The sequence below is a fragment of the Oribacterium sinus genome, assembly GCF_963553175.1.
Lineage (GTDB): Bacteria > Bacillota > Clostridia > Lachnospirales > Lachnospiraceae > Oribacterium > Oribacterium sinus_B.
In genome coordinates, this window is the sequence record NZ_CAUVME010000009.1 from 38754 (window position 1) to 51443 (window position 12690).

The 12690-nt window shown below is 45.4% G+C and carries 12 protein-coding genes; 9 read left to right on the plus strand and 3 right to left on the minus strand.

Annotated elements, in window-relative coordinates; all coding sequences use genetic code 11:
* Window positions 1-404: 404 nt before the first annotated feature.
* From RYO92_RS03875 to RYO92_RS03885, 3 genes are read right to left on the minus strand one after another with little or no spacing between them, the layout of a single operon-like run.
* Window positions 405-1319: an HAD hydrolase family protein gene (locus tag RYO92_RS03875; protein WP_315364846.1), complete on the minus strand. Its 915-nt coding sequence runs from the start codon at window positions 1317-1319 to the stop codon at window positions 405-407.
* Window positions 1316-2335: an SPFH domain-containing protein gene (locus tag RYO92_RS03880; protein WP_007158288.1), complete on the minus strand. Its 1020-nt coding sequence runs from the start codon at window positions 2333-2335 to the stop codon at window positions 1316-1318. The genes RYO92_RS03875 and RYO92_RS03880 overlap by 4 nt, the downstream gene beginning before the upstream one ends.
* A 5-nt stretch (window positions 2336-2340) precedes the next feature.
* On the minus strand, window positions 2341-2673 hold the full coding sequence (locus RYO92_RS03885; RefSeq protein ID WP_314346291.1) for a hypothetical protein: 333 nt from the start codon (window positions 2671-2673) through the stop codon (window positions 2341-2343).
* Between the two features lie 652 nt (window positions 2674-3325).
* On the opposite strand from RYO92_RS03885, the gene RYO92_RS03890 reads away from it, so the two are divergent.
* From RYO92_RS03890 to RYO92_RS03930, 9 genes are all read left to right on the plus strand, one after another.
* Window positions 3326-4249, plus strand: coding sequence for an alpha/beta fold hydrolase (locus RYO92_RS03890; protein WP_315369545.1), 924 nt, complete (start codon window positions 3326-3328; stop codon window positions 4247-4249).
* Window positions 4250-4312: 63 nt separating this feature from the next.
* A complete protein-coding gene (locus tag RYO92_RS03895) occupies window positions 4313-4660 on the plus strand; it encodes a DUF3783 domain-containing protein (RefSeq protein WP_304070602.1) in 348 nt (115 codons plus the stop codon).
* A gap of 35 nt (window positions 4661-4695) precedes the next feature.
* Entirely contained in the window at window positions 4696-5424 is a 729-nt protein-coding gene (lepB, locus tag RYO92_RS03900) for a signal peptidase I (RefSeq protein WP_183683458.1), read from the plus strand.
* Between the two features lie 108 nt (window positions 5425-5532).
* Window positions 5533-6927: an aminopeptidase gene (locus tag RYO92_RS03905; RefSeq protein WP_315369546.1), complete on the plus strand. Its 1395-nt coding sequence runs from the start codon at window positions 5533-5535 to the stop codon at window positions 6925-6927.
* Window positions 6928-6990: 63 nt separating this feature from the next.
* Window positions 6991-8346: a trigger factor gene (gene tig / locus RYO92_RS03910; RefSeq protein ID WP_304070604.1), complete on the plus strand. Its 1356-nt coding sequence runs from the start codon at window positions 6991-6993 to the stop codon at window positions 8344-8346.
* Between the two features lie 250 nt (window positions 8347-8596).
* Complete coding sequence (locus RYO92_RS03915) at window positions 8597-9493, plus strand: amino acid ABC transporter substrate-binding protein (protein ID WP_315369547.1); 897 nt, start codon at window positions 8597-8599, stop codon at window positions 9491-9493.
* 149 nt (window positions 9494-9642) lie between these two features.
* Window positions 9643-10293 carry an amino acid ABC transporter permease gene (locus tag RYO92_RS03920; RefSeq protein ID WP_007158279.1) on the plus strand — a complete coding sequence of 217 codons (651 nt, stop codon included), beginning with the start codon at window positions 9643-9645 and terminating at the stop codon, window positions 10291-10293.
* A 22-nt stretch (window positions 10294-10315) separates the two neighbouring features.
* The gene (locus tag RYO92_RS03925) at window positions 10316-11080 is read left to right on the plus strand and encodes an amino acid ABC transporter ATP-binding protein (protein WP_304070606.1); all 765 of its coding nucleotides are present in this window, start codon (window positions 10316-10318) and stop codon (window positions 11078-11080) included.
* A gap of 405 nt (window positions 11081-11485) precedes the next feature.
* Entirely contained in the window at window positions 11486-12592 is a 1107-nt protein-coding gene (locus RYO92_RS03930) for a hypothetical protein (RefSeq protein WP_315369548.1), read from the plus strand.
* Window positions 12593-12690: the final 98 nt, after the last annotated feature.

Consider the following 12690-nt stretch of genomic DNA (forward strand, 5'->3'; position numbering starts at 1 on the left):
ATAGTCGCTTTCGAGCAGTATAGCTTGTAGCAGGGGCACGCTCCCGCTAACCTCGCCTCGCAGGGGTTCTAAGCTTTTAAAAAACAAAAGCCAAGAACCCGCGGGCTCAGATTGCCCCTTATCACAAGCTATACTGTTCGAAAGCTGATGGATACTCGCCTTGCTAACATCACTTCCTCTGTGTTTCTTTTAAAATTTATGCTTAGCGTGTAGGTGAGAGCTAAGAGTGTTCCTCTTACTACAAGCTATACTGTTCGAAAGCTGATAGATACTCGCCTTTCTACCATCACTTCTTTTGTGTTTCTTTTAAAATTTATGCTTAGCGTGTAGGTGAGAGCTAAGAGTGTTCCTCTTACTACAAGCTATATTGTTCGAAAGCTAATGGATACTCGCTTTTCTCCTCATCACTTCTTCTGCGTTTGATTATATTTTAGAATGTAGTCCACCGCCTGAGGCAAGCCGCCTTCCAGAATAGGGGCGGTGATGTAGTTTGCTACAGCTTTACATTCTTCTTTGGCGTTGCCCATGGCGATACCCATTCCCACATGGGAGAGCATTTCCACATCATTCCAGCCGTCTCCGATGGCGGCACATTCTTCTCTTTGAATGCCTAAAGCCTTACAAATGGCTTCTATGCCGGAAACCTTGGAAATATTTCTTTTGGTCACGTCAAAGGATAGACCGTCGGACCAGCGAACCAAATGGCAGTCCGGAATTCTTCTTTCCAACTCTTCCACTTGTGCTTCATTGAGCACCGGTATCAGCATATAAAGAGGATTCTTCCTGGCTTCCGACAAAGGAAGGATGGGAGGAATTCCGGATTTGATTTCCGAAAGACAATGTAGCAAGGCGTCATTTACAAAGTTGGCGTAGAGCCGTCTCTCTTCCAAAAACAGAATGGGAAAGGTGCTTTCTTCCGCCATAGCAAGGACATTTTCCACCATTTCTCCGGGGATGGCTTCTTGTAAAAGTACCTCTCCGTTTTTGGGGTCAAAGTAAGGCAGGGGAATCCCTGCCTCATCAATCAGGAAGTGGTAGTCCTTAGGCTTTCTGGCTCCCTGCTTTTGGAAAACAGGTCTTGCCTTTTCCGGATGCAGGATGTAGTCATAGCCTCCGTCTAAAGTGACAAAGGCATCGAAATACATATCCTCCACCAAGCCTTCATTATAGATTTCCACCCAGTGCCTTCCGGTGGCAATGGCACAAAGCACTCCTGCCTCCTGCGCTCTTCTGACGGCAGCCTTGCTATCCTCCGGAATGATTCCGGTTTCAAAGGGACGAAGAGTGCCGTCGATATCAAAGAAGATGATTTTTATCATGCTTCCTCATTTCCATTTACCTCTTTAGGAGCATCAGAGGTAGAGCTACTTTCAGCTGCCGGAGTAGAGCTGTTCCCCGAATCGGAGTCAGTCACCGGAGTGGAGGGAGAAACGAGGGTTTCCTTCAAACTGCTTAACAAGCCGGCCATATTCTGGATGTCGGAAGGAATAATAATCTTGGTAGCCTTTCCTTCGGATACCTTGACAAAGGCTTCTAAGCTACGAATGCGAAGTACCGCATCATCTGCACCGGCTTCCTTCAAAAGGCGAATACCTTCCGCCTCCGCTCTTTGCACATTCAAAATCGCCTGGGCACGACCTTCAGCCTCTTGAATTTCTTTTTCCTTCTGGGCTTCTGCGGCAAGGATGGTCTTCTTCTTGTCCGCTTCTGCATTCAGGATTGCAGCCTCCTTGTTACCCTGTGCAGTTTGAATTGCGGCTTCTTTTTTACCCTCTGCTAGAGTAATAGCCTCTCTCTTCTCACGCTCCGCCTTCATCTGCTTCTCCATGGCCTCGCGGATAGCCTCAGGAGGAAGAATGTTCTTTAACTCTACACGGTTCACCTTGATACCCCAAGGATCGGTAGCCACATCCAAAAGAGAACGCATCTGGGTGTTGATTTCATCACGGGAAGTTAAAGTGGTATCCAAGTCCATGGAACCGATGATGTTACGAAGAGTAGTAGCGGTTAAGTTTTCAATCGCTGCGATGGGATTCTCCACACCGTAGGCATAAAGCTTAGGATCGGTGATGACGAAGAAGACAACGGAGTCGATTCGCATGGTAACATTATCCTTGGTAATAACCGGCTGGGGCGGGAAGTCCGCTACCTGCTCCTTTAAGTTAATTCTCTTGGCGATACGATCCGCAAAGGGAATCAGGAAGTGAATACCCGGGCGCCATACAGTATGAAAGCGTCCAAGACGCTCTACAACCATGGCACAGGCCTCCGATACGATACGAATGGTGGTGCTGATCAGCACAATTACAACAACCAAAAAAACAATAAATGGCATATTCTTTATCCTTTCTTTTTATTATAGGAAAATGTTGGTTTCGGCGGATCATTTGTTTTCTTCATAACCGTATCCACCATTTGAGATTGACTGGGATCGTGCTTTTGCTTTAAGGGATTTTGCTTTGCAGAAATCACCGAGGAACCTTTGTGATCCACTTTATTCAGCAAGGTGATTTTTCGCCCATTTCCATGATATTCACAGAAATCGTCCGGAAGAGAATGGGAACGATTGATAAACACCCGGTCATCCAAAACCCAGGGATTTTTCACGATCTTTTTGCAAACCGGGCAAAAGCGATTCACTAAGGTAGAATCACATATCGGACAAATCAGCATGAACCCTCCTTTCATTAGTCTTAAAAAATATAACAAATGCAACCTTTTAAATATATCATAAAGGAAGAAAAAAGAATAGGGAGAAGAGGAAATGGTTTCGGCCGCGGTACTGTCAAGTAATCGTTGGCAACTCCATCATACAGACTTATGAATGTCTTGCTTCGGTTTAGGCTCTGCCTCAAAGACACACTACGTTTCCTTCTCGCTGCACTCGCTTTTTCACTCAGGCTCCTGCGCAAACTCGCCCTTCGGGCTCAAACATGCGCCCGCCTTCGTTGCTAGAGTGCAGCTCCCTACGGAAGCCTCGCGACCGTCTTTTTCGTGCATAGCCTAAGCCCTCGCAAAGATTCCTTAATACCCTGTACCATAGAAAGCAACTTCCTGCAATCTCCTCTTTTATCAGTATCAAGCCCCAACATATGACCTATGACCGGATACCGGTATCCTTTACCTCTACCATAGAATTCATCATACAGCCCCTTTCTTCCTTTGAAAAAAATTATAAAAATTGTAAAGAGATAAGATGCTCTTTTCTTGTATCTCCTGCGGAAAGCATGATATTATGGGGGATATTGAAAATCCTGATAGGAGGTTTTCGTGAAGGTCGACATGAAGGCTTTCGGGAAGGCCGATAGAAAGCAAAAGGAGAAGGATGGAAAGAAGAGAGTGGAAAAGGGAAGCCAGCAACGGGCTTGGGAAAATTTATAATGTTCTGTGGCAGGAGGAAAGCCTTGAAAAGAAAGGGATTCTTTTTGTTCTCCACGGGATGCAGGGGCATATCGGAAAATATCGTTACCTTTTTGAGTATATGGCGAAGCAGGGCTATGTGGTTTGCGGTATGGATATGCAGGGGCATGGAAAAAGTGCCAATATCCCCGGCTACTTTGGGGACAGCTCCGGCTGGGAAAGTATGATTCATGACATTCACAGAAGCCTCTTGCAGATCAAGAAATGGTTTCCGAATCTGCCTGTGTTTCTCTTTGGCCATTCCATGGGGTCCTTCCTGGCAAGAGATTATGCGGCAAGCTATGGAGCGGACTTAAAGGGCTTACTGCTTTCCGGAACGGCAGGAGGAAGCCCTTTACTGCTTCCGGTGCAGGGCTACATTGCTGTTCAAAAGAAGCTTCGAGGAGCTAAGGATGATGCGCTAAAGGAAAGCATTCTATTAGCGAAGTATTTCAACAGACATATTCCGAATCCCAAGAGCCTATCAGCTTGGATTTGCACTAAGGAAGAGGTGAGTCAGGCAAATAGTCGGGATCCTTTGGCAGTGGGCTTTACTCTGGGAGCTTATGCCGACCTCTTGGCTGCTTTGGTAAGGGTTAATGAATATGCGGAAATCAAAAAGCTGAAGGATATTCCCTGCTTTATTTTTTCCGGCGGTGCGGATCCGGTGGGAGAATACGGCAAGGGTCCGGCAAGTCTTTATGCTATGCTAAAGCAACTGGGAAATCCCAAGCTTAAGCTTCATATTTTCCCCAAATTACGGCATGAAGTCTTGAATGAAGAGGTACGTCCGATTCTTTTACAGGAAATGACGGCGTTTATGGAAGAGGTAAGACAAGAACGTAACTAGGATAGAAGACAAGATTTTTACTAATTAAAATAAAGCGAATGAAAATACCGGGAAGGAGAGGAAATGGAGAAAAAGATACTCTATATCCATCGAAAAGATGTCGATAAAGTAAATAAGGTCCGGGGTGTGGCCATCATCCGAAAGATTCGGCTGCTGTCTGCACCGGAAGAGGAAATACTGAGTCTTCCGGAGGATGCGGAGCTTTTGAAATTCATCGGATTTTCCCCCAAGGAGGTGGGAGACTTTTTAACGGATTTGAAGAAGCTGGGTATCCGGGTGGATTTAAAATGTATGGAAACGGAGCATAATAGGGATTGGAGTCTTTTGCAGCTGTATAAGGAGCTGGAGGAAGAGCACCGGTATATGACCGCAAGAAGACAAGAGCAGCAGAACGAGGAAAAGTCTTCTTAAGGGAACGATTTTTAAATAAGAAAAAGGGAGAAGCTATGCAGGAAGAGCAGGATAAGAAAAAGAGCAGTCGGAAGAAACCCCAAAGCTTTTTGGGAGAGCTTTTTGAGTGGGTGAAGATTCTTTTGGTGGCGGGAATTGCTGCATTTTTACTGAACAATTATGTGATTGCCAATTCCACTATTCCCACAGGATCTATGGAAAATACCATTATGGCGGGAAGCCGCGTTTTCGGTTCCCGGCTTCATTACCGTTTCGGACAGGTGGAAAGAGGAGATGTGGCTATCTTTTTGTATGGCTACCAATGTCGAAATGACCATCAGATTTACCGGGAAAATGATAAGGGAGTCTGCCCCTATGACGGCCGGGAGGATAAGAGAAACCAGGTCATTTACTATGTAAAGAGAGTCATCGGTATGCCGGGAGACCATGTGGAAGTAAAGAAGACCGGAGAGGTGGATGCCGGCATGATTAAGAAGCTGGCAGTACAGTCTTCTTCCGGAAAGGTGCCGGTGGGTACCGTATACATTAATGGAAAAGCCATTACGGAAAGTTATTTACCGGAGCCCATGATTGTGGATGGCAACCAATTTCCGGAGGTAGATGTGACCGTGCCGGAGGGCTGCTACTTTATGATGGGAGATAACCGAAACAATTCTGCGGATGCTCGTTTCTGGGGAGAAAACCAGTTTGTAAAGCGGGAGAAAATGTTGGCTAAGGTATACATTTGCTATTGGCCTTTAAATCGCGCAGGATTCATCCATTAAGTCGAAACAGACAGGAGAGTAAAAAAGCGGTGAAATCCCGCTTTTTTTCACATTTTCAACACAGGAACACAGTAAAATTTCAGAAAACGCTTTGAAGGAGGTGCCTTTATGGGAAAGACAGAGGGACAGAAGTTAGAAGAGGAGTTGTGTTTTAAGCCTCAGCATATTGCAAAGGAAAGACCGGAGGATTTGCAGAAGGCCATGGATTTTGCGGAGGGCTACAAGACCTTCTTAGACCGGTCCAAGATTGAAAGAGAATGCGTAAAGTACAGCGAGGAGCTGGCGAAGAAGGCGGGCTACAAGGAATTTGCAAGAGGCGTGAAGTATAAAACCGGAGATAAGCTATACTTTATCAACAGAGGCAAGAACATTTTCCTGGTAACCATGGGAAAGAAGCCCTTGGATCAGGGAATTCATTTTAATATTGCCCACATTGATTCTCCCAGAATCGACTTAAAGCCCAATCCGCTTTATGAGCAGGAAGAGCTTTCTTATTTTAAGACTCACTATTATGGGGGAATCAAGAAGTACCAGTGGAGTACCATTCCTCTGGCTCTTCACGGAAGAGTAATGTTCCGGGATGGCAAGCATGTGGATTTTGACCTTGGAGAGAAGGAAGGAGATCCTATCCTGGTGATTACCGACCTGCTTCCCCACCTTTCCAAGAAGCAGGACGACCGTAAGTTAAGTGACGGTATCCGGGGAGAGGAGTTAAATATCCTTTTGGGCTCTACCCCTGTTGATGACAAGGAAGTAAAGGAAGCCTTTAAGCTGAAGATTCTTTCCATTCTTCATGAGCAGTACGGCATGGTAGAGCAGGATTTTATGCGGGCTGAGCTTACCTTGGTTCCTGCACAGAAGGCTTGCGATGTGGGACTGGATCGTTCCATGGTAGGCGCTTACGGACAGGATGATAAGGTTTGTGCTTATACCGCTTTGATGGCGGAGCTGGAGTGTAAGACTCCGGAATTTACTTCTCTTACCGCATTGGTGGATAAGGAAGAAATCGGCTCCACCGGAAATACCGGAATGCAGTCCGATGCTCTTCTCCACTTTGTAGAGGATTTGGCGGAGTGTGAGGGAGAGAGAGTACGGGATATCCTGAGAAACTCCATTTGTCTTTCTTCCGATGTAAATGCAGCCTATGACCCGACCTGGGCGGATGTATATGAGAAGCAGAACTCCTGTTTCTTTAACCATGGTCCGGTTCTCACCAAGTACACCGGCTCCAGAGGAAAGGGCTATTCCAATGATGCTTCCGCAGAGACTATGCAGAAGGTTATCGGATACATGGAAGATGCCAAGGTTTGCTGGCAGGTGGGAGAGCTTGGTAAGGTAGACGAAGGCGGCGGAGGAACCATTGCCATGTATATGGGCAATATGAATGTGGATACCGTAGACTTAGGAGTAGCAGTTCTTTCCATGCATGCGCCATTTGAATTGACAGCAAAGCTGGATGTTTATTATACTTACAAGGCATTTTTAGCTTTCAATAGAGAGTAAACTCATTGACAGCAAAAATATCGAAAACAGGAAAAGAATTTTTCCAAGAAACTAAGGAGTATTATGAGAAAAAGAAAATTATTTGCATCGGCAGCCATTCTGGCTATGGCGATTATGGCAGCAGCCTGCGGCAAGAAGACAGAGACCAAGGAGTCTGAGAAGGCTTCCGGAAGCGAAGTAAGTTCCTCCACCTTAACCGAGGACAGTCCTGAGATTAAAGAGCTGGAGGCTTTAAAGGTTCCTGCTGAGCCTAAGCTTTCCGAGATGGGAAGCATCACTCTCCCGGATTTAAAGAGCATTACCGTTACGGTAGCACCTTTGGAGAATGTAACCCAGGAAGAAGTGGACAATGCCATCCAGCAGACCTTGGATCAGAATCCTACCGTGGTAGATGATGCGGCCAAGGAAGGAGATACTGTAAATATCGACTACAGCGGTTCCATTGACGGAAAGAAGTTTGACGGCGGCACAGCGGAGAAGCAGGATCTGAAGCTTGGTTCCGGACAGTTCATCCCGGGATTTGAAGATCAGCTGATTGGTAAGAAGGCCGGAGAAGAGGTTACCGTAAAGGTTACTTTCCCGGAGAGCTATGGCAATGAAGAGCTTGCCGGAAAGAATGCGGAATTTGCGGTAAAGATTCATGAAGTAAAGCGTCCTGCTACCTTGACGGATGAATGGGTAAAGAACTATGACGGCACCACTGCGGAAACCGTAGAAAGCTATCGCGATCAGGTTCGTGAGCAGCTTCAGGCCAGAAAAGATTTTAACTACCACTCCAACATTCAGGATCAGGCACTTCAGGCGATCAGTGAAAAAGCTACCGTTAAGCCTTCCGAGAAGCTTATGGAATACGCAAAGGCTTACCTTTTAGATGCAACTCTTAAACAGATGAAGAGCTACGGCCTGTCCGTTGCGGATATCATCAACATGTCCGGAAAGACCGTGAAAGAGTATAAAGAGGATGCCTATGCCAAAGCGGAGGATTATGCAAAGCAGCTTTTCTTAATGCGAAAGCTGGCAGATGATCAGGGCATTAAGGTAACGGATGCTTTATTGGATGAGCTGGCTGAGGCGGAGTCTTCCTTGACCGGAGAAAAGACTAACCGTGTGAAGCTGATTGAGCAGTACGGTAAGGAGCTGGTAGAAGAGGCTGCAATCCGTAATAAAGTAATGGAATACATTGAGTCTCAGGTTACCGTAAAGAATGAAGAGCCTTCCGTAATCATGGAGCAGGACAGCGATAAGGGCAAGGAGAGCAAGGCAAGCGAAGCCGAGACAGAGGCTGCAAAGGAGCAGGAGTCTTCTGCAAGCAAAGAATCCTCCAAGGCTAAGGACGATTCCAAGAAGAAGGAAGAGACTATCGCTTCTACAGAGGAAAGCTCTGTAATGGCTACCATCGAAACCAAGGCAAAAGAGTAGTAGACAGCGGCGGAAATTTGTTTCGCTTTATGGAAAAAGGTCTGAAAAAGGGAAGTTTCCCGATTTCAGGCCTTTTTTATGCGTAATGAGTACCACTTTCCCAGTGTGGGATATCTCGTTTGCCTCGGACGTATAGCCGGAAACTCTGTAATAGCTTCTAAAAAAATCTTGACAAAAATACTTTAGCATAGTAACGTATTAGCACAATAGCAAATCAAAGCAAAAAACAGAGAAGGAAAGGGAGAAGAGTATGAAAAAGTTTGGAAGAAATCTTTTATGGATGGCAACTGCAGGAGTTTTGGCACTGGAAATGGTGGCTTGCGGAGGAAAGAGTACTACCGGAAGTAGCTCCGGAAGCAAGGAAGAGGGCAGTACTCAGGCAGGCAGCGAGCAGGCCGGTACCGAGAAGGCAGGAGAAAAGGCAGAAGCCAAGGTGGAGGGAAGCAACGGAAGCTTCACCGTGGGCTTTGACCAGGAATTCCCTCCCATGGGCTTTGTAGGCGAGGATGGAAACTATACCGGCTATGACCTGGAGCTGGCAGAGGAAGTGGCAAAGAGATTAGATTTGACCTTTGTACCCAAGCCCATTAACTGGGATGCCAAGGATTTAGAATTAAATTCCGGAAACATTGATTGCATCTGGAACGGCTTCGGTATGGAAGGCCGTGAGGACAGCTATACCTTTGTGGGACCTTACTTAGCCAATAAGCAGGTTTTTGTGGTAAGAGAGGACAGCGATATCAGCAGTCTATCCGATTTAAAGGGGAAGGCGGTAGAGGTGCAGAAGGATTCCACCGGACTTACCGCATTAAATCGAGAGGAAAATAAGAGCTTAAAGGATAGCTTCGGCAGCCTCACCGAGGTGGGAGACTACCAGAATGCCATGATGGATTTGGAATCCGGTGCCTGTGACGCCATTTGTATGGATTCCGTAGTGGCGGAATATCAGATTAAGACTTTTAAAAAGAAGGCTAAGGTTCTTTCCGAAAGCCTGACTGAGGAGCAGTACGGTATTGGCTTCAAGAAGGGGAACACCGAACTTGCAGATAAAGTGAAGAAAACTCTTTTGGAAATGAAGGAAGAAGGCGTGATTGATAAAATCAATGAAAAATGGTTTGGTACAACAGAAGGTTTTATCTTACAATAGGAAAGACAAAATTTTGAAACGGTAAATAAAGGCGTTTTGCAGAGAGTAGTAAGGAACATTCACAAACACAATAGAGTGAATGGATCAAGAGAGTAAGACGAAATCAATAGAGTAGAAAAGAAGAAATAAAAACGAAAAGGGGAGAAAAAATGGAGTGGACTGTGGTGCTGTGGAAGCTGGGAGAAGGATTGCTGGTGAGCCTGGGAATCTTCGCCATAACCCTCCTTTTTTCTTTGCCCTTAGGTCTTTTGGTGGCCTTTGGGAGAATGCATAAGAACCCCTTGATTTCGGGAATCATCAAAATCTACATTTCCTTTATGCGGGGAACCCCCTTAATGCTCCAGCTTTTTATGGTGTATTACGGCCCCTATTACATTTTCAAAGTCAGCCTCCATCCGGGTTACCGCATGACGGCGGTATATATCGGCTTTATCCTGAATTATGCGGCATATTTTGCAGAAATCTACCGTTCGGGAATTCAATCCATGGACCGGGGGCAGTATGAGGCGGCGGAAATTCTCGGCTACAGCAAAATGCAGTGCTTCTTCCGCATTATCCTTCCCCAGGTTTGGAAGAAGATTCTTCCATCCATTACCAACGAGGTGATTTCTCTGGTAAAGGATACCTCTTTAGCTTTTTCCATTTCCGTTATGGAAATGTTTACCCAGGCAAAGGCGCTGTCCTCTTCTCAAAGCTCCATGTTCCCCTTGATTATGGCAGGGGTGCTATACTACATTTTCAATTTTGTGGTAGCCTTTATTATGGAACAGATGGAAAAGAAGATGGCCTATTATCAATAAGAGCAATCTATAGGAGAGCGGCATGGCGATTTTAGAAATGAAAAATATACGAAAGGCATTTTCCGGGGAGGAAATCCTGAAAGGGATTTCTCTGTCCTGTAAGGAGGGCGAGGTGCTCAGCATTATCGGCCCCTCCGGCTCCGGAAAGTCCACATTGCTTCGCATTGCCACCCTCCTGGAGAAGGCGGAGGGAGGAGAGCTTTTCTATGACGGAAAAGTGATTTTTTCTTTGACGGAAGGGCAAAAGAAGCAGGCTACGAAGGAAGAAAAGGAAGAGGCCAAGAAGCTTTTCGGCCTGGTGTTTCAGAATTTCAATCTTTTTCCCCATTGGACGGTTTTGAAAAATGTGATAGATCCCCTGATTCACGTGCAGAGGAAAAGCAGGGAAGAGGCGGAAGAAAAAGCCAAATCGGTGCTTTCCCAAATGGGGCTTTTGGAAAAGGCGGAGCAGTATCCCTATTCCCTTTCCGGCGGCCAAAAGCAAAGAGTGGCCATTGCCAGAGCCCTTGCCTTAGAGCCGAAGATTTTGTTTTTTGATGAGCCTACCTCTGCACTTGATCCGGAGCTAACGGGAGAAGTGCTTTCCGTGATTCGATCTCTAAAGGGACAGAAGATGGCGATGGTGATTGTTACCCATGAAATGACCTTTGCCAGAGATATTTCAGACCGGATTCTTTTTATGGCGGATGGAGAAGTGATCTGCGAAGGAAGTCCGGAAGAGGTCTTTTCTTCGGAGCAGGAAAGAATGAAAAGCTTCCTGGGAAATTATCAGAATCTTCTTTCCTAAGAGCTACTCTTAAAAGAAATAGAATGGGGAAAGTAAGAATATCGTAACTTTTTTTCGCTGTTTTTTGAATTTATCGAAAGCAAAAAGGCAGAAAAATAGCTTGGCAATGTGTAAAAGTGTAATTTTTGTGGATAAGTCCTCTTAAAATCCCATTTTTGGGAAAATGTACAAAGGACTTATCCACATTTTTGTCGAAATGGATGAATTGCTGTTTCGAAAGCGAAAGGAATGAAAACTTGCTTCTTGATGTTCTATTCCCTATTCCTTTGAATGAAAAAATTGAGTCAAGGGAAGAATGAGAAATCCGGGATTAGGCGGAGGAAGCTCTTTCCAAGACAAAAGAACTAGGCTACAATATGGGGCAGAAAGTTTTGGGAAAAGAGCGGAAGAAGGGATTTTACTGTAATGGGGAAGAAAAAAGGAGAAAAGCCGGAAGGGGAAGAAGCATTTGTTAAGAAAGAAAAAGGCTTAGCAAAAAAAGCGGAAAAGAAGGCGGAGAAAAAGCGGCAAAGGCAGGAAAGAGAGCAGGCTCTGGAGGCAAGGATTGCGGCTTTAGAAATGGCTTTACAGGAAAAACAAGAGAGAACAAGAGAAACGAACTTCGAAGAAAAGAGCGTAAAAGAAGCGGGTGAAACGCTGCAGGAAGCTTCGGAAGAATATACGGAACAAGAGCAGGAAGCTTTAGAAAAGGAGAACCCGGGTAATGCAAAAGAGGAAGCCTTAGAAGAGGAGAATTTGAATGCTTCGGAAGAGGAAAAATCGATTCATTCAGAAGAATCGGAGACCGTTGTTATTGAAGAAGCTTCCGAAAGGAAAGGGATACCGGTCTTTGTAGAGGCTCGTTCTTCCTTCTTTTCTCCGGCCCTTCCTTCCTCCGGAGCAATCAAGGAATTTTTGCAGGCACCGAAGCTTTTACGGGGAGAAATCCGGGAGTACCTGGCGGATCCGGAAGAGGCCATGCTGAAGGAGAAGGAAAAGACAGGACATAAAAGTACCTCTCTGCTTTTTACCATCAGCTTGCTTCTGATGTTTTTCATCGGCTTATACCTTTCCAACGGAAATCCGGCAGCTTCTCTTCAATTTTCCCTGCTCTATGCCTTAAGCTTTTTGCTCTTACCCTTCTTCCTCCTTTTATTCTTTGCAGAGGGAAGAAGCTTTTCCTCCTTGTTTTATCTCTTTACCAGGGGAAGATTGGCGCTCTACCTTTTAGCAAGTCTATCCTTCTTTTCCCTGCTTTTGGGCTTTCCCCTATTTTCCTTGTTTCTGTTTCTTTTGGGCATACCCTTGGGCATTGTATTGGACTATACAGCCCTGAAAATAGAGTACGGTCAAAGCGGAAAGGTGCTGAAAATCTGCTTTTTATACAGTATTTTCGCCCTAAGCCTCTTCCTCTTTTTCGGCTTCTGTTTTGTGGGCTTCAGTCTGCTAAATTATATTCTGGGGCGTTTATGGGAAGGAAATCTGAACCTGAAAGGATTTTTAGAGTTTTTGCTTTCTCATTTTCCGGAATAAAATCCGATATTTCTTTTGCAGGAGAAAGGGATTGATTTTTCATTATTAAATTCATTCTTTTTAAGTGTAAATTCCGGCAGGAATCTTTTGCGTACAGG

Bases quoted from the DNA above. Each gene is read 5' to 3' on its own strand.
- RYO92_RS03875 (WP_315364846.1), bottom strand. From the start codon at position 1,319: ATGATAAAAATCATCTTCTTTGATATCGACGGCACTCTTCGTCCCTTT.
- RYO92_RS03880 (WP_007158288.1), bottom strand. From the start codon at position 2,335: ATGCCATTTATTGTTTTTTTGGTTGTTGTAATTGTGCTGATCAGCACC.
- RYO92_RS03885 (WP_314346291.1), bottom strand. From the start codon at position 2,673: ATGCTGATTTGTCCGATATGTGATTCTACCTTAGTGAATCGCTTTTGC.
- RYO92_RS03890 (WP_315369545.1), top strand. From the start codon at position 3,326: ATGGAAAGAAGAGAGTGGAAAAGGGAAGCCAGCAACGGGCTTGGGAAA.
- RYO92_RS03895 (WP_304070602.1), top strand. From the start codon at position 4,313: ATGGAGAAAAAGATACTCTATATCCATCGAAAAGATGTCGATAAAGTA.
- lepB (WP_183683458.1), top strand. From the start codon at position 4,696: ATGCAGGAAGAGCAGGATAAGAAAAAGAGCAGTCGGAAGAAACCCCAA.
- RYO92_RS03905 (WP_315369546.1), top strand. From the start codon at position 5,533: ATGGGAAAGACAGAGGGACAGAAGTTAGAAGAGGAGTTGTGTTTTAAG.
- tig (WP_304070604.1), top strand. From the start codon at position 6,991: ATGAGAAAAAGAAAATTATTTGCATCGGCAGCCATTCTGGCTATGGCG.
- RYO92_RS03915 (WP_315369547.1), top strand. From the start codon at position 8,597: ATGAAAAAGTTTGGAAGAAATCTTTTATGGATGGCAACTGCAGGAGTT.
- RYO92_RS03920 (WP_007158279.1), top strand. From the start codon at position 9,643: ATGGAGTGGACTGTGGTGCTGTGGAAGCTGGGAGAAGGATTGCTGGTG.
- RYO92_RS03925 (WP_304070606.1), top strand. From the start codon at position 10,316: ATGGCGATTTTAGAAATGAAAAATATACGAAAGGCATTTTCCGGGGAG.
- RYO92_RS03930 (WP_315369548.1), top strand. From the start codon at position 11,486: ATGGGGAAGAAAAAAGGAGAAAAGCCGGAAGGGGAAGAAGCATTTGTT.